Annotated in this window: 25 protein-coding genes and 1 riboswitch; of the genes, 16 read left to right on the plus strand and 9 right to left on the minus strand. The window is 51.5% G+C overall.

Annotation, left to right across the window (positions count from 1 at the left end; genetic code table 11):
• Nucleotides 1-33 precede the first annotated feature (33 nt).
• From AAC019_RS05785 to AAC019_RS05795, 3 genes are all read right to left on the minus strand, one after another.
• Entirely contained in the window at nt 34-726 is a 693-nt protein-coding gene (locus tag AAC019_RS05785; protein WP_339897676.1) for a hypothetical protein, read from the minus strand.
• 181 nt (nt 727-907) lie between these two features.
• Nucleotides 908-1348 carry a DUF2383 domain-containing protein gene (locus AAC019_RS05790; RefSeq protein ID WP_339897677.1) on the minus strand — a complete coding sequence of 147 codons (441 nt, stop codon included), beginning with the start codon at nt 1346-1348 and terminating at the stop codon, nt 908-910.
• Between the two features lie 386 nt (nt 1349-1734).
• Nucleotides 1735-2133 (minus strand): CBS domain-containing protein, encoded by a 399-nt coding sequence (locus AAC019_RS05795; protein WP_339897679.1) that lies wholly within the window; start codon nt 2131-2133, stop codon nt 1735-1737.
• Between the two features lie 258 nt (nt 2134-2391).
• Between AAC019_RS05795 and AAC019_RS05800 the strand changes: the two genes are divergently transcribed.
• Nucleotides 2392-3396 carry an SDR family oxidoreductase gene (locus AAC019_RS05800; protein WP_339897681.1) on the plus strand — a complete coding sequence of 335 codons (1005 nt, stop codon included), beginning with the start codon at nt 2392-2394 and terminating at the stop codon, nt 3394-3396.
• A gap of 96 nt (nt 3397-3492) precedes the next feature.
• Here AAC019_RS05800 and AAC019_RS05805 read toward each other — a convergent pair whose 3' ends face one another.
• Genes AAC019_RS05805 through coxB form a run of 4 tightly spaced genes read right to left on the minus strand, consistent with a single transcriptional unit; the run spans nt 3493 to nt 8241 of the window.
• Nucleotides 3493-4251 carry a cytochrome c oxidase assembly protein gene (locus AAC019_RS05805; RefSeq protein ID WP_339897683.1) on the minus strand — a complete coding sequence of 253 codons (759 nt, stop codon included), beginning with the start codon at nt 4249-4251 and terminating at the stop codon, nt 3493-3495.
• Nucleotides 4252-4289: 38 nt separating this feature from the next.
• Nucleotides 4290-4721, minus strand: coding sequence for a hypothetical protein (locus tag AAC019_RS05810; RefSeq protein ID WP_339897685.1), 432 nt, complete (start codon nt 4719-4721; stop codon nt 4290-4292).
• Complete coding sequence (gene ctaD / locus AAC019_RS05815; protein WP_339897687.1) at nt 4721-7237, minus strand: cytochrome c oxidase subunit I; 2517 nt, start codon at nt 7235-7237, stop codon at nt 4721-4723. Before ctaD ends, AAC019_RS05810 begins: the two co-directional genes overlap by 1 nt.
• On the minus strand, nt 7234-8241 hold the full coding sequence (gene coxB, locus AAC019_RS05820) for a cytochrome c oxidase subunit II (protein WP_339897689.1): 1008 nt from the start codon (nt 8239-8241) through the stop codon (nt 7234-7236). The genes ctaD and coxB overlap by 4 nt, the downstream gene beginning before the upstream one ends.
• On the opposite strand from coxB, the gene AAC019_RS05825 reads away from it, so the two are divergent.
• A complete protein-coding gene (locus tag AAC019_RS05825) occupies nt 8233-8688 on the plus strand; it encodes a DUF2231 domain-containing protein (RefSeq protein WP_339897691.1) in 456 nt (151 codons plus the stop codon). The genes coxB and AAC019_RS05825 overlap by 9 nt on opposite strands.
• Nucleotides 8689-8740: 52 nt before the next feature.
• Here AAC019_RS05825 and AAC019_RS05830 read toward each other — a convergent pair whose 3' ends face one another.
• Nucleotides 8741-9175: a CopD family protein gene (locus tag AAC019_RS05830; RefSeq protein ID WP_339897692.1), complete on the minus strand. Its 435-nt coding sequence runs from the start codon at nt 9173-9175 to the stop codon at nt 8741-8743.
• A 625-nt stretch (nt 9176-9800) separates the two neighbouring features.
• On the opposite strand from AAC019_RS05830, the gene AAC019_RS05835 reads away from it, so the two are divergent.
• The 6 genes from AAC019_RS05835 to AAC019_RS05860 all read left to right on the plus strand — a co-directional run bounded on the left by AAC019_RS05835 (nt 9801) and on the right by AAC019_RS05860 (nt 14317).
• Entirely contained in the window at nt 9801-10037 is a 237-nt protein-coding gene (locus AAC019_RS05835; RefSeq protein WP_339897693.1) for a hypothetical protein, read from the plus strand.
• Between the two features lie 89 nt (nt 10038-10126).
• On the plus strand, nt 10127-10594 hold the full coding sequence (locus tag AAC019_RS05840) for a DUF6650 family protein (protein WP_339897694.1): 468 nt from the start codon (nt 10127-10129) through the stop codon (nt 10592-10594).
• A gap of 19 nt (nt 10595-10613) precedes the next feature.
• On the plus strand, nt 10614-11147 hold the full coding sequence (locus tag AAC019_RS05845) for a hypothetical protein (protein WP_339897695.1): 534 nt from the start codon (nt 10614-10616) through the stop codon (nt 11145-11147).
• A gap of 121 nt (nt 11148-11268) precedes the next feature.
• The gene (locus tag AAC019_RS05850; protein ID WP_339897697.1) at nt 11269-12315 is read left to right on the plus strand and encodes a hypothetical protein; all 1047 of its coding nucleotides are present in this window, start codon (nt 11269-11271) and stop codon (nt 12313-12315) included.
• A 110-nt stretch (nt 12316-12425) separates the two neighbouring features.
• Nucleotides 12426-12869, plus strand: coding sequence for a hypothetical protein (locus tag AAC019_RS05855; RefSeq protein WP_339897698.1), 444 nt, complete (start codon nt 12426-12428; stop codon nt 12867-12869).
• A gap of 110 nt (nt 12870-12979) precedes the next feature.
• Nucleotides 12980-14317 (plus strand): P-loop NTPase fold protein, encoded by a 1338-nt coding sequence (locus AAC019_RS05860; RefSeq protein WP_339897729.1) that lies wholly within the window; start codon nt 12980-12982, stop codon nt 14315-14317.
• A gap of 151 nt (nt 14318-14468) precedes the next feature.
• Here AAC019_RS05860 and AAC019_RS05865 read toward each other — a convergent pair whose 3' ends face one another.
• Nucleotides 14469-15566 (minus strand): Gfo/Idh/MocA family oxidoreductase, encoded by a 1098-nt coding sequence (locus AAC019_RS05865; RefSeq protein ID WP_339897700.1) that lies wholly within the window; start codon nt 15564-15566, stop codon nt 14469-14471.
• Between the two features lie 165 nt (nt 15567-15731).
• Nucleotides 15732-15892: riboswitch (cobalamin riboswitch) on the plus strand.
• A gap of 101 nt (nt 15893-15993) precedes the next feature.
• On the opposite strand from AAC019_RS05865, the gene AAC019_RS05870 reads away from it, so the two are divergent.
• The 8 genes from AAC019_RS05870 to AAC019_RS05905 all read left to right on the plus strand — a co-directional run bounded on the left by AAC019_RS05870 (nt 15994) and on the right by AAC019_RS05905 (nt 24414).
• Nucleotides 15994-17832 (plus strand): TonB-dependent receptor, encoded by a 1839-nt coding sequence (locus tag AAC019_RS05870; RefSeq protein WP_339897701.1) that lies wholly within the window; start codon nt 15994-15996, stop codon nt 17830-17832.
• A gap of 413 nt (nt 17833-18245) precedes the next feature.
• Nucleotides 18246-18851, plus strand: a complete 606-nt coding sequence (gene cobO, locus AAC019_RS05875) for a cob(I)yrinic acid a,c-diamide adenosyltransferase (protein WP_339897703.1) — start codon at nt 18246-18248, stop codon at nt 18849-18851.
• Nucleotides 18852-18871: 20 nt separating this feature from the next.
• Entirely contained in the window at nt 18872-20407 is a 1536-nt protein-coding gene (locus AAC019_RS05880; protein ID WP_339897705.1) for a cobyric acid synthase, read from the plus strand.
• Nucleotides 20404-21426, plus strand: a complete 1023-nt coding sequence (locus AAC019_RS05885; protein ID WP_339897707.1) for an iron ABC transporter permease — start codon at nt 20404-20406, stop codon at nt 21424-21426. Before AAC019_RS05880 ends, AAC019_RS05885 begins: the two co-directional genes overlap by 4 nt.
• Nucleotides 21423-22253 (plus strand): heme ABC transporter ATP-binding protein, encoded by an 831-nt coding sequence (locus AAC019_RS05890; protein ID WP_339897709.1) that lies wholly within the window; start codon nt 21423-21425, stop codon nt 22251-22253. The genes AAC019_RS05885 and AAC019_RS05890 overlap by 4 nt, the downstream gene beginning before the upstream one ends.
• Nucleotides 22250-22777, plus strand: coding sequence for a bifunctional adenosylcobinamide kinase/adenosylcobinamide-phosphate guanylyltransferase (gene cobU, locus AAC019_RS05895; RefSeq protein ID WP_339897711.1), 528 nt, complete (start codon nt 22250-22252; stop codon nt 22775-22777). The genes AAC019_RS05890 and cobU overlap by 4 nt, the downstream gene beginning before the upstream one ends.
• Before the next feature lie 4 nt (nt 22778-22781).
• Nucleotides 22782-23831 carry a nicotinate-nucleotide--dimethylbenzimidazole phosphoribosyltransferase gene (cobT, locus tag AAC019_RS05900; RefSeq protein ID WP_339897713.1) on the plus strand — a complete coding sequence of 350 codons (1050 nt, stop codon included), beginning with the start codon at nt 22782-22784 and terminating at the stop codon, nt 23829-23831.
• Nucleotides 23821-24414, plus strand: coding sequence for a histidine phosphatase family protein (locus tag AAC019_RS05905; RefSeq protein WP_339897714.1), 594 nt, complete (start codon nt 23821-23823; stop codon nt 24412-24414). Before cobT ends, AAC019_RS05905 begins: the two co-directional genes overlap by 11 nt.
• Nucleotides 24415-24417 lie beyond the last annotated feature (3 nt).

The raw sequence follows: 24417 nt of genomic DNA on the forward strand, positions 1-24417 counted from the left end.
TCGTTAAACAACGTTATCGATAGCGATTAAGTTTTATCGCTCACCTCCAAACGTCTTTGACTCTATCCATTTTCTTAGTATTTGAAGGTGGCTTCTTTTCTCAGAGGCGATTTTCCCAATTTTTGCCGACAGGGTTGTTAGGCCAGCATTGTTACATTGAGTTTGTAGTAGACCGTCTTCAAATTCACTGATAAGTTCGGCGGTGTATATTGACTTTAGAGCTCGGAGATAGCTAACGTTATGATGTTCTATCCCTTGTAGTAGGTCTTCCGGGACTACAGGGGAGGGGAATAAAAAGCTCTGAAAGGGCGTGTCTGCCGGGGCGAGTTCAGCAATTTCTTTGGTTAGAATGGAGGCGTGTTCAATGCACTCTTTTCTCATTCTTAGAGCCTGCTCAAAGAACTGAATGTCCGATTCTGATGCATCTTCTATTTCATCACTATGGCCATAAATGGAGAATATTTCGTACATCTTGATAACGGCACTCTCAGAGGATAGCCTCTCAGATAGTCTGTTTAACAAAGGTAATATATTTTTCAGGGTTGGGTCGGGTGGCGATTTCCGGGTTTCTTTGCGAAGGGTTTTGTCGTAATTTTTACTTTTAACCAATTCAATGTTAGCTGCTGAATTATGAGGTTTTGTTTTCTCATGTTTCTGGCTAATGTGGCCACTATTATCAACATTACCTGATCTGGAGTTAGTGATGATATCATTTGAAGTTAACATCGTTGTCACCCTATTTTCGCTTTGTGCCTGACAAAGGCTGGCTAAAGGTCGCGGTATCAGCTTGATTCATCTTTCAATATCTTCGGCTGCGATTGCGTGGATCTTACAGTCGAGTGTTTGACGGCTGGGTTCCCCTGTCGGCTCTAGCGGGGGTGCCTTGGCTGGAAAACACTCGACCGTTTTAGTGATCAGTGGTGATCTGACCTAACCACGCCATATGGCGCCGAGAGTTATCAAGGCCTTTTTGCAGAACTGTCTGGATGGGCTCTGCATGGCCAATGACAAAAGATCTTTGGTAACGCTTCTCGCATATTTTTTCACTCTCACCAAGAGCCCTTAGTAAAGCCTGATCGCTTTGAGTCCTTGCGAAAGCAACCTTTTGTATTGAGAGTGACCTGCTCTTGCTTGACTTTTTGTGAGGTGTTCCACCTTCATTTACAATCGTTTTTCGAAGTAGTACTGAGTGAAGCTTGTAATCAGTTAAATGTTGCGATAGGCGGAGCTTAGCCTGTTCGTCTTCTATACTTTTTAGGGCTGTTCGGTAGGCGATAATTGCTTGACGATCCATGTCGAGTAGGTCGTTCATCTCGTCGATTACCTGAGTTGGTTCCATTAATATCATGGCTTTTACCTATGGCTAATGTTTGTCGGTTAAGCGACCATGCCTAAGCAGGCATCAATGCAGTCCCGGCATGCTTGAGCGCACTTCTGGCAGTGGTCATGATCATGGCGTTCGCACTCCTCTGCGCACAGTTTGCAAATGTCCGCACAGAGTTCACAGACGGCGTCGGCAGCTTCGCTGTTTCTTGCCATATAGCTAGTGGCTAACCTACAAATGGCGGCACAGTCAATGTCTAGTCGTATGCAGCGTTCGAGGTCTACGCTAGTTCCGCCCTGAAGGCATTCCGTGGCGCAGTGCTCGCAAGCAAAAGCACAATCGTTGCACGCGTTAATACATGCTGAAATTTTATCGCTATTCATATCTAGCTCCTGACAGAACGGTGTGTTTTATGCCCAGTTAGTTACGTCTTTTAGGATTTCACCCGTGATGGATGGGTTGATGTGCTGCGCCACATCGCCAATGCTAATTACGCCGACAAAGCGTTTGTCGGTGTTGACGACCGGAAGGCGACGGACCTGCTGGCTCCCCATAATCTGAGCGACTTCTTCCAGGGGCTGATCTTCGTTGCAATAAAAAAGTTCGTCGCTGTATATCTCTTTTACGTGGGTGCTCTCGGCATCTTTGCCCTCGCTGGTGGCGCGCAACACAATATCTCTGTCTGTTAGGGTGCCCTGGAGTCGATCATTCTCGCCGACGGGCAGGAATCCCATTTTTTCGTTCGCCATTGTTTTTGCGGCTTCTTTTATCGTTGTTGACGGGGTGACTAGGGCTGGATCTTTGCTCATGACGTCTCTTACCTGCATGGTTCTCTCCTTAGCTTTGGTGTGTGAGTGCCTTGGGCACGCTACACTCCCGGAGCAATCGATATGCCAAAAATAGATTGGTTATATTCGTTTCGGTTTTCGTCGAATTTTATGATTATTCTATTTTCTTATAAAAATTAGAAAGATAAATTTTACATGTCATCTCAATCATCGCGTAGTCGGAATGAAGCGTATCGATGCGTTTTTCTTGTTTTTAATTTGTAATCCTTGCAATAGGTTGTGAAAGCTTTAGCGCTAAATGATGTGTTTAGAGCTTTTAGGCCATTACAAAAAATTGCGGTTTTTAAAAAATTTTCTGGCTTATGGTTGGTGTGTGATAAAAGTCACGGAACATTTTTTGCAACGTGTTTTTATGTTGTTGGGTTAATCATATTCTGGAGAGTGTTTATGAGTAGTAAACCGTGCAGAGTTGAATCTTTCGAGTCAGAGCCCCCGAACAGCTCTTGCTCTGATCATCTGTTATTTGAGAGTTTTTCACGAGACTATCGCCCAGAAGGCAGGTTGCATGGGATGGTCGCGTTAATCAACGCGGCAGACCCTGGTATAGCTAAGGACGTGAGTTTTTCTTTGAGCCAGGAGGGGGCTAGCGTGGTGCTCGTTTTTGGGGAGAAGGATCTTCCAGCTAATACGAGCAATGAATCTTATTGCAATGTTGGCGTGAAAGTTTTGAATATGAGTGCCGACCTGGGTGTCACACTTTGTTGCCGAGCCGCTGTTGAGCGGACCATAGCCGAGTTCGGTAAGTTAGACATTTTAATCAATATTGCGGCGGGCTCTGAGGCTAAAAGTTCACTTTCAACGATCTCTGAAGAGCGGCTAAGGCTCACGTTTGATGAAAATGTATTTAGTGCGCTGTTTCTCGCTCAAGCGGCAAGCAAATATATGGAGGGCGGTGGCGCTATTGTAAATATCTCCTCTTTCGATAGCGACAGCCAGGATCTTGGTTTTTTGGACTACACCATGACTCATGAAGCCCTATCGGCTCTAACCCGTACGTTGTCAGCCAACTTGCTTGACCAAAGTGTTCGGGTCAATGGGCTAATGGTCAGGCGTAATGTTTCTCAGGGTTCTGAGGGCGTGATTCCAGCCTCTGGTATCGTTTCGAGGGGCAACTCTGACGGCTTTGACAGGGGGGCAACGTCGTCCTGCGGCTCGTCTGGTTATGTTTTTTTAGCCTCGAATGCCTCATCCCCGTTAACGGGAAAAACCTTTTTGCTCCGCTAGCATCGATACGCGAGAGCCAGCACTTGTAGACGTGATGTGGCCATGTGTTAGCCAAGTGGTACGGCTTATGCGAAGGCTGCCACGGGTCACAACCGTTTAGGGGTGTTTTTCTGCGCGGGCAAACCAGCGCCAGCCCAAATAAAAGGCGGCTGAGAAGTAGGGTATGCCCCCAAGTACCCACATCAATAAACCGGCTAGCTGCTGATGATGCACTGGCCGGTTTTCTCCGTACCAAGATACCTCTGAAAAAGTCAGCAACGCCCCTAAAAACCCTGTGTGCATAAGCGTGACCAATAGTGCGAGCAGTGCCGGTGGCGTGTTTTTGTGTTGGCTGCGCAGCACCGACCACCAGAACACACCGGCGCTGACTAAAAAACACAGGTGCTCGAACAGGTGCCACCATAAATTTTCCAGCGCAAGCACGTACAGTACCGGTGTATGCCACAGCCAAATGATGGCGCCGTGAATCAGCGTGGCGAGCATGGGCTGCCTGGCAACTAATAGTAGCGGTTTAAATACCAGGCCGGTTAACGTGGGTTGCAGTGCATACCATTGCGGTAGGGGCCGGGCGATAACCCAAAGGGGCGCTATGACGGTCATCATCAACATATGCTGCACCATGTGCGCCGCGGCGTTGGTTTCGGCCCAGTCATCAAGCGGGCCAAATAAGGTGATAACGCTCAGCGCATTGGCGAGGTTAAACAGCCACCAGTCCCGTTTGCCGGGGCGCTGTTTTAAACAGCCAAGCCAATAACTGACCCAAACAGCGGCCAATAGCACGGCGCCGGTAAGTACCGCGCTTTGGCCAGGGTCGGTTAAAGGGTTGTGGGCGGCGGCCAGCGCTGGCCAGAGCATAAGCCCTACACCAACCATAGTTATGTGAAGCAAGCGGGTTAAATACATGGTGTTAATAAAACCAAAGGCAGGCCGTTTATAAGGGTTGCCAATGCGGCCACCCCATAGACAGATACGGCCACATAGTTAATAAATTGCGGCGTCGACGGTGCATTTACCTGTTGATTATTTACCTGTTGATTATTTTCCTGTCGATTATCTTCTTGTTGATTTTTTGTCGGTGCATCAGGCCGTGTTTTTTTAACCAACTGGATAATACGCCAGCCGCGCCGGGCTTGGGTAAGTAACCCTGCGGTCACCATGAGTGTAAGCGCAAGTAGCGCGATGATAACCCAGTTAGCCGCGCTAGTGTGTGGCTCCGGTGCAGCGTACTCGCAACTGATGGATAAGCCGGCGTAGAGCACAACAAAATACAGCGCCCACGTTATTAACCCTAAGATTAACTGTATTGGATGAAAGGGCGATAGCATTAGGCTAAATTCCACATTTTTGGCAACAAAATGACAACCGCATATATCAGCCAAAAAGTACCGGTGGTGTATACCCACCAACGCTGTACCACGTTTGGCTCGTAGGGCGCGTGTATGCCGACGTAATTTTTACCCATGCGCAGCGCCTGCAGCGCTGTCATTACCACGGCTAACGCGCTGTGCAATATTTGGTACAGCAGCATAACGGTTATAACGGCATCGTGAGCGGTATTTTGCGGCGTAAGATTTGAGCTTTGCCACATGCCAATTAGCAGCAATAGGTGGATTAAACCTAACCCGGATATGCCCCACAACTGCGGTTGCAGGTGCGTGGTGATATCGCGGCGCAAGCGTTTGATCACCCGATTAAACCAAACAAGTGCGACTGTTAAGAACACCCCTGAGCTAAGCAGCCCCAGCCAGTGCACCGGGGGGGTATCTGGCACCTGCCAGTTGGGGGCCACCGTCCACAAATACAGCCAGCCAAACAGCAGCGATAAAAACAGCGAGCCGTTGGCCAGCAAGGTGACTTTCATGCCCCACAGGCCGGGGCCATCGTGGGTGCGTGAGTGCAGCGGTGGGTCGCCCTCAACCACTTGCGCATTGGGTGCCGCGCGCGGGTGTGCGCCATTCTCCCACGACCAGCGCAATAAAAAGCCGGTGCTGACCAGTGCCATAACAATAGCCACCCAATAAAACTTACTGAGCAGGCAGATACACAGGCCGGCGGTGGCCAGCGCCGCAAAAAACGGTAACCAGCTGTTGCCGGGTAAGTGGATGATCTCGCGGATTTTTCCGGTAAGCGGATCGGTACCCCAGGTTTCCCGGCGGCCGTGATCAATCGTCGCCAACCCGTGATGGCCGTGCTCTATGGTGGTTTGCAAGTCGGGGTTGTCCCACAGCGGGTGGCGGCTGGTGCACTCTGGCAAAGTGGCAAAGTTATAGGCGCTGGGGGGGAGCGACGTGCTCCATTCCAGAGTGTCGGCGTTCCACGGGTTGCGCTTGGCGCGCTCGCCAAAACGAAAGTGCAAGATAATATCGAGCAAACAAGTGGCGACCCCGGCGGCCATAATAAAACTGCCCACCGATGAGATCATATTGGGCAAATCCCAGCCTAAATTGGCCTCGTAGGTGTAAATACGCCGTGGCATACCCAGCAAGCCGGTTACGTGCATAATAATAAAGGTGACGTTAAAGCCAATAAATATCAGCCAAAACCCCCAGCGCGCCAGTGAGCGGTTGGGCATACGGCCAGAAAAGTGCGGTAGCCAATAATAAATGCCCGCCATAAGCGGGAAGAACATGCCCCCCACCAACACAAAGTGAAAGTGCGCCACCACAAAGTGGGTGTCGTGCACCTGCCAGTCAAACGGCACAAGCGCGAGCATAACGCCGGTTAAACCGCCAGCCACAAAAATAAACAAAAAGCCAAGCGCCCAAAGCATCGGGGGCTCGTAAACCGGGCGGCCATTCCAGAGCGTGGCGATCCAGGCAAACACCTGAATCGCAGTGGGGATGGCCACCATCATACTGGCCGCCGAGAAAAACGCCTGCGCCAAGTGCGGGATGCCCACGGTAAACATATGGTGGACCCACAAGCCAAAGCTGATAAAGCCGGTGGTGATAATCGCCATTACCACCCAGCGGTAACCGGCAATGGGCCGCTGGCAAAATACCGGTAAAATGGTCGATATCATTCCGGCGGCGGGCAAAAACAGAATGTAAACCTCGGGGTGCCCAAACAGCCAGAACAAATGCTGCCACAGGATGGGGTCACCGCCGCGCGCTACATCAAAAAAGGGCATGCCGGCCGCTCTCTCAAGCTCCAGCAAAATACTGCCTAAAATCAGCGGCGGAAAACCAAATACAATCATCAGCGCCATGGCGAGGATGTACCAAACAAACAGCGGCATATGCTGTAAACCCATGCCCTTAGTGCGGGTGCGCATGATCGATACCACAAGCTCAACACCGGCCGATACGGCCGATATCTCGACAAAGGTAATACCCAGCAGCCAAAAGTCTGAACCCGGCCCTGGTGCATAAACGGCGCTGCTTAAAGGCGTGTACATAAACCAGCCGGCGGCGGGGGCGATTTCCATTACCAAGCTTGAGGTAAGAATAATGCCGCCAAACAAGTAGCACCAATAGCCAAAAGCGCTCAGGCGCGGAAACACTAAGTCCCGCGCGCCAATCATTTTGGGGATTAAATAAATCGCAAACCCTTCCATCACCGGCACGGCAAACAGAAACATCATAATGGTGCCGTGCATGGTAAAGACTTGGTTGTAAATCTCGGGCGTCAGTAAGTCGTGCCCCGGCAGCGCCAGCTGAGTGCGAATCAGCATGGCAAGCAAGCCGCCAATTAAAAAGAACACGCCACCGGTGATTAAAAAGCGCAGGCCAATCGTCGTGTGGTTGACGATCGTCAAGGCTAATAAGCCGCGCGGGTTGCCCCAGACTTTGTCAAACTGATGGTGAAAGTCTTCGGCCGCTTGTGGGTCGTTACTGTTCAATCTAAAGTCTCCAGCCAAGTGGCAATGGCGTCTTGTTGCTCGGGCGTTATGTCTGAGTGGAGCGGGGTGCTTTCGCGTTGTAGCCACGTGGGGTGAGTGTTAAGCCACTGGGCAATGCTTACCTGCGCACCACCGCGTGGGCTGGCCCCCATTAGCCGCCGTGCCCCGACGTTGCTTAGATCGGGCGCGCCAGTACCTTGAGTAACGCCTTTTACCCGGTGGCACTCGCCGCAGTGCGTGGTAAAGGCTTGTGCGGCACTTTGGTGCTCGGGCGCGACCACGATGTCTTGCTGCTGGCGCTGCTGCCAGGCGGCATAGTCGCTTTTGCTTAACACCTTAACCTGAAACACCATGTGTGCATGCCCGGTGCCGCAAAACTCGGCGCATTGCCCGCGCATGGTGCCCACCTCACTTGCCCGCAGGCGTATGCGGTTGGCGCGGCCGGGCACCACATCAATTTTACCGCCTAATCGCGGCACCCAAAACGCGTGAATCACGTTGTCACTGTAAACCTTTACCTCTATGGGGGTATCGACTGGTATGGTCAGCTCGTTGGCGGTAACCACCTCGGTGTTGGGGTAGCGAAATTCCCACCACCAGCGGTGCGCGTGCACATTAATGTGTAGCGGCTCGGTGGTTTCGTCCGCTAGGGTAAGAACATGCTGCCCGGCGGGAATCCCCGCGCCCAGTAGTACAATGATGGTAATTAATGGCAGAATGATGCCGCCGCCTATAATCCAACGGTTGGTCGAGCGGATCGCATCGGCAGGGCTTACCTTGGCGTGTTTGCGTTGCATGGCGTACAGCCATAAACCCAGCACCACAAACAGCACCAGTGTAAAAAAGCCAAACATGCCCCACCAAAGCCAGGCAATTACCTCGGCGGCTGGGCCTGCTGGGTCAAGCGCCGATTGCGGGCCGCTACAGCCGGTTAACGCGGCGGCAAACGCTACTGATAACCCTTTTTTTATGGCCTTTGGCTCAGGATACAATTTATGCCGCATTCGCCCATCCCCAGCCGCACGGCTATTGCCGGCCACCCCATTCACCCCATGCTGATTCACTTTCCGGTGGCCGCGCTGATGGCGTTGGTGGCCACAGACTTTGCCTATATTGCTACCGCCGATGCGTTTTGGGCCCGCGCCAGCTTGTGGTTGGCCGGCGTTGGCGCCTTGGGCGGTTGGGGCGCTGGCCTGATTGGCCTGATCGACTTGGTATCGGTAAAGCAAATCCGGCGCCTTATTACCGCCTGGAGCCACGCGCTGGTCGCGGTAATGGCGCTGTCTATCGTTACCCTTAATTGGCTGCTGCGCTACCAAGATATGCTGGCCTGGGTTAGCCCGTGGGGCGTTACCTTGTCGGTGGTAACAGCCTTGCTGATCGCTTTGGCGGGTATCCTCGGCGGGCAGCTGGTGTACGAACACGGTGTGGGTGTCGATACCGACGCTTGAGTCAGGCGCTCCCATACGCGTACACATAGGCATACACATAGGTGTAGTCATGCTATAGCTCCTGCAGGGGCTTGGCTAACACCAGCCAGGTAGTTGCCGTCATGGTGGCGCCCAGCAGCAGCGCGATGAGATAGGCGTATGCTTTTACCCGCTGCACCTTGCCTCGCTCGGTTTTAGCAATCAGCAGCCCCGTTAAAAGGTGCAACACTACCAATAGCGTCACAAGCATTAACTTAACCATCAGCCACACATCCCAAATACCGTAGCGGTAAAAAACCAGCGTGCCGGCAATTATGGCGGTTAGCGCTGCGGGCGTGGCAATCCGGGTATACACCAAGCGCGGTAATGCTAAGTAATTGGCACTGTGGGCCGGCTGGGTTACTGTGTTTGCACCGCCGGTTCGGCCAACAAGTAAACCCGGTAAATACAGCAAAGTCCCGCACCAGCACAGTAAGGCGGCAATGTGGAACATAAGTAACCAGGGCATGAAGGTCTTCGTCCTTGCGTTGGAGTTAAAAGCGCTTGCGGTGACACCTAATGTCTCTTGGCTAGTGTCAATATTTTCGCCCTAAAGCGCAAGTGCCGCGCGCCGTAAGCCACGCCCCAGCGGCAAAAAGCACGACTGATTAACGCCATTTATGGTGCGTTGTGATGCTGAAGAGTGGGTGCTGTGAGTCGTTTATTGTTGAACAGGGTGAGAAGGCTAGTTTAGTGAGGATAGACGTTTGCTGTGGCCAAGCTGCAGTGGCGAGCACAACGCTCGGGGCTGACCCGCTCAACCAAGGGCGAAGGTGGGAGTAAATTCAAAGGTAGGGCCCTTTGAGCAACAAGCTCACTGGTCTTCGTTTGCCCAAGCGCCATACTTTAACTGTTTGAAATATAAGCAACTTTTTTGGGCGTCGAGTGTATAAAAGACCCCGTGGGGGTCTCGTTAAACACGATGGCTTTGTTTCCACAGTGACAAAACGTAGAAATGGATGCGCTAACCTCTTGAACTTGATATGATTTTTCGAAAATAAACGGAGCAAAAGAGGTGGGGTTTGGCGTTGTATAAACGAAATTCCGCCTAATAACCTGTTATGCAGCGCTGATTAACACAGGAAGTTGGCTCTATGGATGAAGAAATGCTGCCTCCATGGCTTCAGTATCCGAAAATACCGTTGGGGTCTATGGGTTGGCGTATGGGGCCTGGCGAAGAATACTGGTATCAGTTCGTTGACTGGTACGGCAGGCTTAATGCGGGAGAAAGAGAAGGGTACAAGGCGCGCTACCCCAAGCCAGAAAGTTGGAAGGTGTTTTGGCCATACATCCCTGAAAAGCTTGAGGCCTATCTTGGAACTAACGCATAACAAGCCGCTGTTGCCGGACAATTTTTCCACCGCTGCGCGGATCCAAAATTGCCGCAAAGCTCCGCGTTATGCCTCAATTGGAGTAATAGATGGAATTTAAGTCAATACTAGGAAGAGTGAACGGAATTAGCACTCCTATATTTGGTGTTTCATGGAGCCCTGAAAATACTGAGAAAGATAAAGCTAGGAGGCTTATTACTTTTCTAGAGGATAGAAGAGTTCTCTTCTATGAAGAAGAGAGGGAAGGCGCAGATTTTTGTAGGCAATCTGTAGAGCTAATTCGAGAGAAAATAACAGATTTTTTGCAGGATTTTGAAACTGATAAAGATATTGTGAAAGCCATTAGAAAATTCAGAAGTGCGTGCCGGGCTTTCTGCAATGAAGTCGGAGCTATAAACTTCAATAATGAGCCAGTCCCAGTTCAGCGGTCGATCCTTAATGCGGAGCTTGCGAAATTACGAAAAATAGCTGGTGTCACAATTGGCTCTCTTGCTATTTCTTACGGTCTGGATGTGGAAGATGAATTGGCTTCTATCATCCCATTTAAAGTGGCATAACAGACTGTTAGGCTCAAATATGAAAATTTTAGCTATAGCTACTTTTTTACTATCACCAGTCTTAGTTTTGGCTGCAACTCCAGACGAAGAAGGTCAGGCGTTGAGAACTTCCATACCAGTACAGATTTATATGGGAACTTGCGTCGTGGGTCGTGCCAATCCTGGAGCAGTTGGTAGTCAAGCTTTAGAAATGGGATTCTCAATCGCCTCAAATGAACAGGCAACTAGATATTTGAGCGGTAATGAAGGACAAGCTTGGTATATGAATAGCCCACAGGGTGAATTTGGGATTACAGTATTAAACAATAGTCTCTGCTCTGTGTTTATACATCAAGGTGATCCTCACGAACTACAAGCCAGCATGGAAGCATGGTTGCCGCCACAAAATAGTGGTTTTAGCTATACCAAAGAAATGACCTCACAATCAGCCAGCTTATCAACATATATGTATAAAATATTTCGTGATAACCAACTGATGGAGCAATGGACAATAACCACAAATGCACAGCCTAATACAGGTATGTCAGCAATCATGTCATATGATGGGCCATGAGCCTAACTAGTGTGTCATGTCGCACGCTGGAAATCGCGCGCTGGGACGGCTTACACTTCGTTCCAGCCGCCCCATACACAGGCGTTAGGTTTCCGAGTTCCCCATAAACTAAGAAGGCGAAATGATTCTATCAAAGTATGCAATCGAAGCTATGGGCTACGAAGAGTTCCCAGAGACTGACCTGATAGAGGTTCACTTTGGCATTCTTAAAGCCTATTCGATACGTGGAATGGTTTTTGAGCAGTCATGCGAAGAAAAAATCTCTGGCGTTGTATCCCTTTCGGAGCGTTGTACTATCGCAATCGCTCAGTCTATTAATGAAGCCTCGAAATTGTTAACTGAAGATATTTTTGCCGATGATGAGGAAGAATGGATTTCCGATAAAAAGGCTAATCCACCATTTCTTCTAATCTATTTTAAAGAAAGAGTGCCACGAGGCTTGCGAGGCGGATATAGAAGAGAAAAGGACGGCTATATTTACACTTATGATGCGTTTCCTGAAAGTAAGACAGAAATAAGGGAGTGGGAATCGGATGTTCTACCTGGGATCGTAACTGCGTTAACAGTGAAGCTGTCAACACTTGAAAGACAAATAAAGTTTATACCCTTAGAGCGCAGTATTTTTGGTAAAACCAATGACGGTATTACGCTATTTGACTTAAAGGTTACCGGAAGTTCTAGTGCATATATATCCTGTCCAAAAAGCATAGACAAGATTAATTCATCTCTAGAAAGTGCTAGAAGTTTACTACCTGTTTTAACTAAAGATGTGTGTAGAAATTTCTATGAGGCTCTTAATGAGCCTGATAGGATGAAACAGTTTCTCGGATACTTTCAATTCATTGAAAGATATACGCATAGCACCTATAAATCATTGAATTACAATGATAATGCGAAAGCAACGTTCAATGTGCCTGGGCGAATTAATGAGTCCGCTACTAAGTTTTTTGAAAGGATATTTACTGATTCTAAAAATCTATCTCAACGGTTTCATTGGTGTGCAATAATTGTTTGGAAAAACATCGAAGAAAATGACGTGAATTATTTTCTTGAGCTAAAAAAGGTTCGTGACAGGCTAAGTCACGGTGAGCATGTTGAAGAATCGGAGCTGCCGGTAGGAAGAGCAAAAAAATTGGCTTTAAAGCTACTCGGTGCAGACCAAACCTAACAAATAAAAGCGCGCGGACCTGGTGAAGCTGTCACCTTTTTTGCTTGCTCAAAAAAACCGACAACTTCACCAGGTCGGTGTTTTAGGTGTTATGCAAGAAGGAGGTAAAGTTGGATTTTCCACCAATAGATATTAGTAAGGTGCCTGTATATACAAAGCTTGAAGTAGCTGAGCTCCAGCTTGAACGTGCGTTAAATTTACTATTAGAAGAAGCTGATTATATTTCTTCTATAACTTTAGCAGGGGCAAGCGAAGAAATATTAGGTAAGCTCTTGAATGAGCAAGGGCAAGAGGGCGATTTGGAGGGTTTTGTTAATGCTTGCGTACAGCTTGGGCGTGATGAATTCCAAGAAGATTGGCCTAAAAGGGAGTTCGTTTCAATGGCTAACTATTTTCGAAATGGATTGAAGCATTACACCGATGGCGATTCTATCAGTGTACCTGAAGAAGCGGCCGTAGAGATTTTGAATAGAGCAATAAACAACTATTGGAAACTTACGTCCAAAGAAACAGAGTTAATTAAAAGGTTCATGGGAAAATACAGTTTAATGTAAAAATGCATAATCGGGTAAGGACGGGTATTTAGCCCGTTCTCCCCACTACACATCTTCTTGAGCCGTTATACGTAAAGGAGTACAAATGAACATCGTTACCCCCCCCGATTATCGTCGGAGAAAATGAGGCATTCGAACAAGATGTCCTTGGTCGAAGTAATTTTGGCCAATCTCTATTGAACTTAGTGTCTCAGTCAAGCGATGAGCTTGTTATTTCTCTCGATGGAAAGTGGGGTGAAGGAAAGACTACGTTTGTAAAAATGTGGCAAGGTATGCTCAACCAGGCGGAGGTTCCTAGTATCTATATTGATGCTTTTGCAAACGACTATATAGATGATGCATTTATTGCTGTTGCTAGTGCAATTACTACATATATTGAAGAGGATTCTGTAAGCCCAGACGATGAAAAGTCAAGGGAGTTTAGTGAAAAGGCAAAGCGAGTTGGGGTCCAGTTATTATCTTGGACTGCTAAAGTCGGAATTAAAGCGGCCACATTGGGTGCAATAAAAGATAGTGACATAGAAGAATTAAAAGATATTCAGTCCGATGTAGCTAAAGGGTTATCTACAGTCGTAGGAGATTTTGTTGGTGAAAGGCTGGCTTCACACAAGCAAGATGTAGAGCAGCTTCAATCATTTAAAAACTTGCTGTCGGAAATGCCGAGCCTTCTTAGTCCTAAGGGTGACAAGCCGTTCATAATAATTATCGATGAGCTGGATCGTTGTAAACCTACTTACGCCGTAGAGCTAATCGAGAAAGTTAAACATCTATTTTCAGTGAGGAATATTGTATTTGTACTCGTCATGCATAGAAAGCAGCTTGAAGAAGCTGTCAAGTGTGTTTACGGAGAAAACATAGATGCGCACACCTACCTTCAAAAATTCATTAACATAGAAACTACAATTCCTAAGAAAATTGGTGACCGTCACGATAACGACATCAATCAGTACAATAGAAAGCTTTTCGACCTGCATAAAATGGAAACGTGGGGAGATGAGCGTAATTTAGTGGACTCCTTGGAAGTGCTTGCGATGCACTTTAATTTGACATTGCGCCAACTTGAGAGGGTCTATACAAATCTTGCTGTTTTTTACGCGTCTTCATCAGAGAATCAACTTAGGCTTGTTCCAGTAATTTCTTTTCTAGCCGTTATAAAAGTAGTTGATCCATCCGTGTATGAGGCTCTTTTACATCAAAAAATAACCTACGAGGAACTTTGCCAGAAGGCGAGTCTGCCTGAGCATGACCAAGAAAATAGAAGCTTGACAAAGCTTCAGTTTTTAACAATGTGGCTTAAGTTCTCGCTTATAACGGATGAGCAATTTCAACAGCTGGATGAAAATGATCGAATAAGAAGTTTCGGCCAATCATTGTGGCAGTACAATGTAGAGCGAGAGCGACTAATGCCTATCTTTATCCAAAAATTAAGTATGTTTACTGTTGCATAGAAACGGATAATAAACGACACGTTGTTGGACTGCTTTTCCGCTGCGCTCTAAACCAGCCGTAAATGCCAGCGTTGTCGAAGTGCTCAAAAAACAGTAACTAATCAGACTGTTAAGCGCAACTAAAGCCCTCCGCTAAGGAGGGCTGCCAATCTTACAGCGTAATCCTTTTCTCTTCATCAGACGATTCAATCGCCGCGCGTACAATGGCGATATCACGCATACCTTCTTCGCCCGGCACGATTACCGGCGAATCATTAATAATCGCCAGGGCGTCGTCGTCCATCTGTTTGGCTTGCTGGTTGGCGAGGTATTTATCGAGGTTTTTGCCATCGCTGGTGGTGCCTTGCACACCGCTGTATTCCGACATGGGCTTAAGTTGATACCAGCCGTTTTCGGCGTTTACCCGCAACTGGTTACCCGATTGCACCACCGAGGTCATACACTCGGCGACGATATCGTTGGGAAACTCCAGCGTTAAGTGAGTGGTGTTGTCCACCTCGGTAAACTTGGGGTGATCGAACGAGCGGGTTGCTGTAACGGCAATGGGCTCTAGCCCCGTGGCGTAGCGCGCGCCGTTGATGGCGTACACACCCATGTCGTACAGGGCGCCGCCGCCCATGTGTTTTTGCATGCGCCAGTTGTCGGCGGGTAAGCCGTTACCGCCGTAGGCTGCCTGGGTGTTAACGGTACGGATAGCGCCGTAAGGCAGGTCGCGGGCGTATTGCATCACGGTTTGGGTGTTGGGCTCGTGTTGCATGCGGTAACCCACCGATAATTTCACTTTATTTTTGCGACAGGCATCGATAATGCTTTGGCACTCTTCGGTGTTGAGGGCCATGGGTTTTTCACACCACACGTGCTTGCCGGTGTTGGCGGCGATAACCGCGTATTTTTTGTGTAACCCGGTGGGCACCACGATATACACAACGTCGATCTCGGGGTTGTTGGCGATCTCGTGCATGGTGTCGTAGTTGTAGACGTTGGCGTCTTTAATGCCGTACTTTTCTTGCCACACGGGGATCTTGTCGGGGCTACCGGTTACAATGCCTTTAAGCTCGCAGTGCTCGGTGAGTTGTAGGGCCGGCGCCAGTAAGTCGCGGCTGTAATAGCCAAGCCCCACAAGCGCTACGCCGAGCTTTTTGCCGCCGCTTGCTGCCAGCACCTGTCGCCCGGCACCAACACTGAGTAAAGTGGCCCCCATGCCCATTTGCTGTAGTAGGCGGCGCCGTGATGTTAGGTAGTTGCTCATAGCCAGTCCCTCGATCAATGGTTTTAGATAGTAGCTATTGCAGCAGGGCTGGCGCTTGCCCGCAATGACCTTTACATAGGTTAATATTTAAACGGTGACATAGAGCAAAGCCGCTGTTGTTTTAGAAAGCGCCAATAATTGACAAACCCCCGCGCGCACCGTAAATTGCGCGCCACGATAGCAGGTGCCTACTGCCACCCTAACCGGTGGGCTGAGTAGGTTAAACGGGAAGTCCGGTAATCCGGCGCTGCCCCCGCAACGGTGATCAGAGCATGTGCCAGGCACACTCTGTAAGCCCGATACCGGCCTGGATCGAACCGTGATGGAGCGGAGGGCTACCATCTGGCAATACGACTTCCCACGCTTTGCGTGCCGCATTGCTATTCCTCCCTCGATCCCAAGCCAATATCGACTTAGGGGTTGAACCTTGAACAAGCTTATTCTTAGCGCGGCTATTAGCGCCGCTACTGCTGCGCCTGTCGCCGCACAAACCGTCAATCAGAACACCAATCAGAGCCAGGCACTGCTGCCCACGCTGGAAACCATCGTGGTGGTCAGCTCGCGCCAGCCCGAGGCTATGCGCCAGGTGGCAACGTCCGTATCGGTACTGGATGAAGCGCAAATTAAAGCCCGTGGTTTTACCGCGCTGGCCGATGTGTTGCGCAGCATGCCATCGGTGTCGGTGACTAACGCCGGCGGTATGGGTAAAGCCAGCTCGATTCGGGTACGGGGTGAGTCGGGTTATCGCACCATGGTGCGGGTAGATGGGGTGGATGTTACCGACCCTACCGGCACCCAGGCCAGTGCGCAAATTCAGCATATTTTAAGCGCCGATGTGGGTAAGGTAGAGCTGTTGCGCGGCCCGCAGGGTTTGATGTACGGCGCCGATGCCGGTGGTGTACTGAATATCTCTACCGAGAGCGCGAGCGACGATACCGAGCTTAAGCTTGCCGCCGAGGGCGGTAGTTTTAACAGCCAGCGTTACAACGCCAGCTTAGGTGGCGCCAGCGATACTCTGGATTACTTTGTGGCGGCCTCTTACGCCGAGACTGACGGCTTTAATACCAGCCTGGACGACACCGAGCTGCGCGATGACGATGGCTACGACAATACTACCTTGCACGGCCGGGTAGGCTGGAACGTGACTCAGGCGCTGCGCTTAGAGGCGGTGGTGCGCGATACCGACGCCACTAATGAGTTTGACCGCTGCGGCTGGCCTTACGCGGACGATTGCGTGGGTGATTTTGATCAGACGAATACCCGCGTAAGTGCCTCGTACAATACCGAGCACCTTCGCAATGAACTGGCTTACTCTAATACCGATGTAGCCCGCAAAAACTACGCCTCGGGTGAGGTGTCTTACGATACCGAAGGCGAGATTCAAAAACTGGAGTGGCTTGGTAGCGCCGAGCTGAATGAGGTGCACACGCTGGCCTATGGCCTTGAGCAGCGCGAAGATACCGTGCGCGATATGAGCCGCGACCAGTGGGGCGCCTACGCCGAGTACCAGGGGCACTACGGTAAAGGCTTATACGTTACCGCTGGCGCCCGCCATGACGATAGCGATGACTTTGGCGATTACGATACCTACCGCGTTAGCGCGGCTTACGTGTTACAGCTGGCCGCCGGCTCGTTAAAGTTTAAATCGAGCTACGGCACCGGGTTTCGCGCCCCAAGCTTGTTTGAGATCGACTACAATCGCCAGCTGGATAACCCGGATTTAGCACCCTTAACACCCGAAGAGAGCGAAGGCGTCGACGCAGGCGTTGAGTTTTTTGCCAATAATGGCCTTCACTTAGAGCTGGTGTACTTTGATCAAAGCATTGAGCGCGAGATTGACTGGGATTCTGGCTACGTGCAAACCGCCGGCACCAGTACCTCTGAGGGTGTCGAGCTGATCGTCGATGCCCCCCTGGCCGATTGGTTAGTACTAAACGCTAACTACACCTATACCGACGCAACAACCGCAGAAGACGCCGTGCGCGCTCGACAGCCAAAAGACATGGCGAACGTGGGCCTTACCTTTTTGCCTGGCAGTGACCTGCAAGTGTCGGTTAACCTGCGCACAGCCGGCGGCACAAAAGATCGCTACGGCGACGCCATCGCTAATTACCAAGTGCTGGACGCCAGTGTGCGCTACGCGCTTAGCCCGGCGCTTACCTTGTACTTGCGGGGCGAAAACTTAAGCGATGAAGACTACGTCGAGGTACCCGGTTACCGCACGGCAGGTGCTTCGGGTTATGCTGGGGTGGAGGTTACTTTTTAGCGATAATGTTAGGGCCCGTAACGGGGTTAGTGTTGTGGGCAAGGCTATTTAATGTTGTGTGCTTGATAGTTGTACACACATAAATAGCTGCCGCTAACGCGGATTTTTTATAAGCTCGCATCGCCGAGCGTGGCGAGTGACTTTTCTTTGTTTGGCCAAAGCAAAGTAACCAAAAGAAAGGCCACCCCGGCACCTCAGCCCTGCGGGTTCCCTCGCTCCGGCCGATTTTAGGGGGCCGCATCGACACGCCGTCCATGGCGTGGCGATGCTTGCGCACGCATCCATGCGTGCTTACCCCCTAAAATAGGCCTACGCTCGGCTGGTCGCAGGGGAGCTAAAAGCGGCACTTCGTAGCAAGGTGTGCAAGCAGCTCGAAGCTTAAAATTTAATGCAAAATTACAATTGGAGGCCAAATGAGCAACGATAAAGAACAGCGCCATAAAGAGGCGATGAAAAAGCAAAAGGCTAAAGTCGATGCCAATATCGCCGCCGCCGATGAAGAGCGCGGTGTGGCTATTTTGCTTACCGGCAACGGCAAAGGTAAATCCAGCTCGGCGTTTGGCATGGTGATGCGCGCGCTGGGCTACGATCACACTGTGGGCGTTGTGCAGTTTATTAAAGGCGCGCAGTTATCGGGCGAAGAGTTGTATGTAAAAAATAAGTGCCCCGAGGTAACCCTCTACCAAATGGGCACAGGCTTTACCTGGAACACGCAAGATCGCAGTGGCGATATTGCCGCCGCTGAAGAAACCTGGGCCCAGGCCGAGGCCATGCTGCAAGACGAGCGTTACGACTTGGTGGTGTTGGATGAGCTGACCTATATGATCGGCTATAAATACCTGGACGAGCAAAAAATTCTGGATGCCATTAAAAATCGCCCGCGCGAGCAAAGCGTGGTGGTAACCGGCCGTGGCGGCGGTAGCGCGCTGCAAGAGCTGGTGGATACCGTGGCTGAGATAAAAGATATAAAACACGCGTTTCGCGCCGGTGTTAAAGCGCGCCAAGGCGTGGATTATTAATTTGTAATACGGGCGTTACTATGCGCGCACTTATGGTTCAGGGCACCACCTCGGACGCTGGCAAAAGCACGCTGGTGGCGGGCCTTGCGCGCCTGTTACAGCGCCGTGGTATTGCCGTAGCGCCGTTTAAGCCGCAAAACATGGCGTTAAACAGCGCGGTTACGGAAGATGGCGGTGAGATCGGTCGCGCCCAGGCGCTGCAAGCGCAGGCCGCGGGGCTTGTGCCTCACACCGATATGAACCCGGTACTGCTTAAGCCTTCATCCGATACCGGTGCCCAGGTGATTATTCAGGGTAGGGCGCTGGGTAATATGCAGGCGCTGGATTACCACGCCTACAAAGCCACCGCCAAGGCGGCTGTGTTGGAATCTTTTACCCGGTTATCGAATCAATACCAGTGTGTATTGGTTGAAGGCGCCGGCAGCCCCGCCGAAATTAACTTGCGCGAAAACGACATCGCCAATATGGGCTTTGCCGAGGCTGTCGATTGCCCGGTTATTATTATTGCCGACATCGACAAAGGCGGCGTGTTTGCGCATTTAGTGGGTACGTTAGCGCTACTCTCGCCCAGTGAGCAAGCCTTGGTTAAAGGCTTTGTGATTAACCGCTTTCGCGGCGATATCGCCTTGCTGCAACCGGGCCTCGATTGGTTAGAGCAACGCACCGGCAAACCCGTGCTTGGGGTTGTACCTTATTTGCACGATTTATACTTAGACGCTGAAGACGCCATTAGCACCGCTCAGGTAAAAGGCGAGCAACAACTGAATGTGGTAGTGCCGGTACTGCCGCGCATTAGCAATCACACCGATTTTGATCCGCTGCGTTTACACCCATCGGTAAACCTGCAATTTGTGTCCGTGCGCGACGAGTTGCCTCCGTGCGATTTAGTGATTTTACCCGGCAGTAAAAACGTGCGCGCGGATTTACAACAGCTGCAGCTAAATAACTGGCAAACCAAGCTCGATAAGCACCTGCGTTATGGCGGTAAATTACTGGGTATTTGCGGTGGTTTACAAATGCTGGGCAAGCGCATTGATGACTCTATGGGCGTCGAAGATACCGCCGGTAGCATCGATGGTTTTGGCTATTGCGATTACGTGACGGAGCTAACCGGCCAAAAGTCGCTGTTAAATGTACAGGGCAGTTTTAGTTTAAATGGCGCCGGTGAGGCATCGGCGCGCACGGGGCGCTTTAGCGGTTATGAAATTCACTGTGGTAACAGCTATGGGCCGGCGTTTGATTCGCCCGCCAGTGTTACTCGCCATGCGCCTTTTACCATTGCCCCCGATACGCTCGACGGCCAACCAAGGCCCGAAGGCGTGGTCAGTGACGACGGGCAAATCTTAGCGACTTATATCCACGGTTTATTTGACGCCCCCGAGGCGTTGAGCGCGCTGCTACATTGGGCCGGGCTCGATCGTGAAGCCAATACCGACTTTGATTTACAAACGCACCGGGAGGCTCAGTTAAATCGGCTGGCCGACACTCTGGAGCAGCATCTGAGTGATACATGGCTTAGCGAGCTTATGGCCGGTGGCGAGACAGCTGCGCCATGAGCCTGGCCAAACGCACGGCACCGCGATTCGCGTGGCTTACATTGAGCGGGCTGTTGGCGTTAAGCTTTTTAGTGGCAATTGCCTTTGGCTCGGTAGATTTATCCATCCTTGACGTTGTTCGCGCGCTTACCGGCCAAACCCTGGAGGGTTATGGCGCGGCTATCGTGCATTCGATTCGTTTGCCCCGCGCCTTGCTGGCGGCATCGGTTGGGGCGATTCTAGCCATTAGCGGCGCTTACTTGCAGGGGTTGTTTCGCAACCCGCTGGCCGACCCATCGTTAATTGGTGTTACCGCCGGCGCCTCCGTCGGCGCGAGCGTGGCCATTGTGTTTGGTGCCGGTGGGCTTGGGTTTGTCAGTGGTTTATCGCTTGTCTCGCTGGGGGCGTTTGGCGGTGGGTTACTGGCGGTGTGGTTAGTGTACAAGGTGTCCTCATCGATTAACGGCACATCGGTGGCTACTATGCTACTGATGGGGATCGCCGTCAGTGCGCTGGCCGCGAGCCTGACCGGTTTAATGGATTACTTTGCCGATAACGAAATGCTGCGCCGGCTAAGTTTATGGCGCATGGGCGGGCTCGATGGTGCCAACTATTGGCGCGCGGGAATCGCAACGGCGGTACTTTTAGTTATGCTACTTAGCATGGGCGGTTTTTCCCGCGCGCTTAATACGCTTTTACTGGGCGAATCTCAGGCGCGGCATTTAGGGGTCGATGTCGAGCGTTTAAAAACCCGCTTGATTATTTTGGTCGCCGCCGGCGTCGGCGTGTCGGTGGCCATGGCCGGCAGCATTGCCTTTGTCGGTTTAGTGGTGCCGCACATTGTCCGCTTGTGGGTGGGCCCAGATCACCGTTTGTTGTTGCCGTTATCCGCCTTAGGCGGCGCCAGTTTATTGCTGTTGGCCGATACCTTTGCCCGGGTGGTAATCGCGCCCACCGAATTGCCGGTTGGCTTGGTTACCGCTATTTTGGGCGCGCCATTTTTTATCTCACTGTTAAAAAGTAGGCGGGATTTACAGTGAATAACAATAACCAAAAAGCTTCGGCTATGGGCGTGCTGGCTATCGAGAACCTGTCGGTGAGCATTGCCTCGCGTACGCTGATTAACAACATTAATCTTGCCGTCGACGCCGGCGAGGTGCTGTGCGTTATTGGCCCCAATGGCGCGGGTAAAACCACTTTACTGCGCACCATTGGGCAGGATTTAACCCCGGACACCGGCCGTATAACCTTTGCCCAGCAGCCGCTATCGCTTATGGCACCCAGAGCCCGCGCCCGCCAGCTTGCCGTTCTCACCCAGCACAATCCGCTAACGTTTGCCTTTACCGGACGCGAGGTGGTGGCGCTTGGGCGCACGCCGCACAGTACAGGAGTGGTTATCGATGACGACATTTGCCAGGCCGCCATGGCGGCGCTGGACGTTACTCATTTAGCGCAGCGTTTGTATCCGTCATTATCGGGCGGCGAGCAGCAGCGTATTCAGCTGGCGCGGGTGCTGGCGCAAATTTGGCGCGCAGAAGATGCCAGTGCGCGCTTACTGTTATTAGATGAGCCGGTCACCAGTTTAGATATCGGCCATCAACACCAGCTTATGCAAGCGGTGAGGGCGTTTGCCCGCACCGATGTGGCGGTGGTAATGACGGTGCACGACATGACATTGGCAGGTGCTTTTGCCGACCGTATCATCGCACTTAAAAACGGCGAATGTGTCGCCGAGGGCAGCCCGCACCAAGTGCTTACGGAATCGTTAATAAGCCATGTGTTCGACACCCCGGTAAGTGTTATTAATCATCCGCAAACCGGTAAGCCTGTGGTGCTGGGCGCGACCGGGACGGGAGCCAAACTATGAGGCAATTAATTCTTGGCGGCGCCCGCAGTGGCAAAAGCCGTATCGCCCAGGAGCGTGCCGAAGCGTGGCGCGAGCAAACCGGTGGTGCGCTGTATTATTTAGCCACGGCCAGTGCCGGCGACGATGAAATGCGCGCGCGTATTAATCAGCACCGCGCCGATCGCGATAGCCGCTGGCAAACCCTTGAAGAACCAATCGCGTTGGCCGCCACGCTTAAACAGTATCGCGATCAGCCCGTGTGCATTTTGGTGGATTGCTTAACCCTGTGGATTAGCAATTGTTTGCACCAAAATGTGTGGCAACAAGAGCGCGATGCGCTGCTCGCGGAAATAGATGCTCAAGTGGCCATGGGCAGCGCGCTTACGCTTATTTTGGTGAGCAATGAGGTTGGCTCCGGCGTAGTGCCCCTGGGGCAACTGTCGCGCGAGTTTGTCGATGCCTCTGGTTGGTTGCATCAAGCCTTGGCCGCGCGTTTTAACACTGTCACTTTGGTGGTGGCAGGTTTACCTCTTTCTTTAAAGTGAAGTTATGACTAACGAATTTTTACCCGAATGGCTAGCTCGCTCCATCACGGCGCCCGATGCCAACGCCCAGGCCGAGGCACGCGCGCATCAGGCACAGTTGACTAAGCCGGCCGGCTCATTGGGGCGATTGGAACAACTGGCCATAACCTTTGCCGGTTATCAGGGCCGCAGCAAGCCGCAACTCGATAATATTGTCGTGCGCGTGTTTGCCGCCGATCACGGTATTGCCGCACGCGGCACTTCGGCTTACCCGCAAGAGGTAACCGCGCAAATGCTGGCTAATTTTTGCCACGGTGGCGCGGCGATATCGGTGTTGGCCAGCCAGCTAAACGCCGATTTTCGTGCGGTGAATTTAGGTTGTGTCGCGCCCGTTGCACCTCATAAAAACCTGATCGATTACGCAATTGCCCCCGCTACCGCCGATTTTTCACAGGCGCCGGCGATGACGGCGGAGCAACTTAATAAAGCGTTGGATGCTGGATTCTCGCAAGCTCAGACCGGTGATTTGTTTATCGGCGGCGAGATGGGTATTGGCAATACCACCTCGGCGGCGGCTTTGTTGGCGGCCTTGTTTCAGTTGGCGCCAGAGGCGATTACCGGTAAAGGGACGGGCATTGATGACGCCACCTTAACCCGTAAAACCCAGCTGATCGCGACCGCGCTTGGTTATCATCGTGAGCATCTGACGCACCCGGCGGCGATACTACAGCGCCTGGGCGGTTTTGAAATCGCGGCGCTGGTGGGCGCCTATATTGGCAGTGCGCAGCGGGGCGTACCGGTGTTGGTCGACGGTTTTATTAGCACCGCGGCGGCGGCCATTGCCGTGGCCTTGCAGCCGGCACTTGCCCCTTGGTTGTTGTACGCGCATTTATCCAACGAGGCTGGCCATAAATTGGCGCTTGATAAACTTAGCGCCACGCCTCTGTTAACGCTGGATATGCGATTGGGCGAAGGCAGTGGTGCGGCGCTTGCCGCTGGTGTAATTCGTCAGGCACTGGCGTTGCACAATCAAATGGCGACTTTTACCGATGCCGGTGTGAGCCATGCAGATTGATTTGCTGCGCCACGGTGAGTGCGAGGGCGGGGCGATTTTTCGCGGCTCGCTGGATGTGCCGCTTACCGATAAAGGCTGGCAACAAATGCAAAACGGTTTGGCTGAGTTAAACAGCGGGTGGGATGCCATTGTTAGCTCGCCGCTATTGCGTTGTAGCCAGTTTGCGACAGCCGTCGCCGATCAAGCTGGCCTGCCGCTGCAACAAGAGCCCGACTTGCGCGAAATTTGTTTTGGTCAGTGGGAGGGACAGAGAGTCGAGCGTATTTGGCGCGAGCAAACCGAGCTGTGCAATCAGTGGAGCCGCGCGCCCGATAGGGTTACGCCGCCGGAGGGCGAACCGTTTGTGCAGTTTCGTGCACGCGTATTGCGCGCCGTTGCCGCGCTTGCACAGCGTTATGCACAGCAGCGTTTGTTGTTGGTAACTCACGGCGGGGTGATTAAGCTGTTGTTAACCGAGGCGTTAAACACGGGCGCGGCGGGTATGATGCAACTTGATGTAGGCTACGGTTTTTCGGGCTCACTGTTGGTTAGTGGCGAGACCTTAACCCTTAAAGAGCCTCTAAAACTCACAGCCAGGCAGTAATGT

Source organism: uncultured Gilvimarinus sp., assembly GCF_963975215.1.
Classification (GTDB): domain Bacteria; phylum Pseudomonadota; class Gammaproteobacteria; order Pseudomonadales; family Cellvibrionaceae; genus Gilvimarinus.

What these genes read in the sequence shown, in the direction of transcription:
- AAC019_RS05785 (WP_339897676.1), bottom strand. Translation starts at nt 726, where the DNA reads ATGTTAACTTCAAATGATATCATCACTAACTCCAGATCAGGTAATGTT.
- AAC019_RS05790 (WP_339897677.1), bottom strand. Translation starts at nt 1,348, where the DNA reads ATGATATTAATGGAACCAACTCAGGTAATCGACGAGATGAACGACCTA.
- AAC019_RS05795 (WP_339897679.1), bottom strand. Translation starts at nt 2,133, where the DNA reads ATGAGCAAAGATCCAGCCCTAGTCACCCCGTCAACAACGATAAAAGAA.
- AAC019_RS05805 (WP_339897683.1), bottom strand. Translation starts at nt 4,251, where the DNA reads ATGCTCTGGCCAGCGCTGGCCGCCGCCCACAACCCTTTAACCGACCCT.
- AAC019_RS05810 (WP_339897685.1), bottom strand. Translation starts at nt 4,721, where the DNA reads ATGCTATCGCCCTTTCATCCAATACAGTTAATCTTAGGGTTAATAACG.
- AAC019_RS05825 (WP_339897691.1), top strand. Translation starts at nt 8,233, where the DNA reads ATGCCGCATTCGCCCATCCCCAGCCGCACGGCTATTGCCGGCCACCCC.
- coxB (WP_339897689.1), bottom strand. Translation starts at nt 8,241, where the DNA reads ATGCGGCATAAATTGTATCCTGAGCCAAAGGCCATAAAAAAAGGGTTA.
- AAC019_RS05830 (WP_339897692.1), bottom strand. Translation starts at nt 9,175, where the DNA reads ATGCCCTGGTTACTTATGTTCCACATTGCCGCCTTACTGTGCTGGTGC.
- AAC019_RS05835 (WP_339897693.1), top strand. Translation starts at nt 9,801, where the DNA reads ATGGATGAAGAAATGCTGCCTCCATGGCTTCAGTATCCGAAAATACCG.
- AAC019_RS05840 (WP_339897694.1), top strand. Translation starts at nt 10,127, where the DNA reads ATGGAATTTAAGTCAATACTAGGAAGAGTGAACGGAATTAGCACTCCT.
- AAC019_RS05845 (WP_339897695.1), top strand. Translation starts at nt 10,614, where the DNA reads ATGAAAATTTTAGCTATAGCTACTTTTTTACTATCACCAGTCTTAGTT.
- AAC019_RS05850 (WP_339897697.1), top strand. Translation starts at nt 11,269, where the DNA reads ATGATTCTATCAAAGTATGCAATCGAAGCTATGGGCTACGAAGAGTTC.
- AAC019_RS05865 (WP_339897700.1), bottom strand. Translation starts at nt 15,566, where the DNA reads ATGAGCAACTACCTAACATCACGGCGCCGCCTACTACAGCAAATGGGC.
- cobO (WP_339897703.1), top strand. Translation starts at nt 18,246, where the DNA reads ATGAGCAACGATAAAGAACAGCGCCATAAAGAGGCGATGAAAAAGCAA.
- AAC019_RS05880 (WP_339897705.1), top strand. Translation starts at nt 18,872, where the DNA reads ATGCGCGCACTTATGGTTCAGGGCACCACCTCGGACGCTGGCAAAAGC.
- AAC019_RS05885 (WP_339897707.1), top strand. Translation starts at nt 20,404, where the DNA reads ATGAGCCTGGCCAAACGCACGGCACCGCGATTCGCGTGGCTTACATTG.
- cobU (WP_339897711.1), top strand. Translation starts at nt 22,250, where the DNA reads ATGAGGCAATTAATTCTTGGCGGCGCCCGCAGTGGCAAAAGCCGTATC.
- cobT (WP_339897713.1), top strand. Translation starts at nt 22,782, where the DNA reads ATGACTAACGAATTTTTACCCGAATGGCTAGCTCGCTCCATCACGGCG.
- AAC019_RS05905 (WP_339897714.1), top strand. Translation starts at nt 23,821, where the DNA reads ATGCAGATTGATTTGCTGCGCCACGGTGAGTGCGAGGGCGGGGCGATT.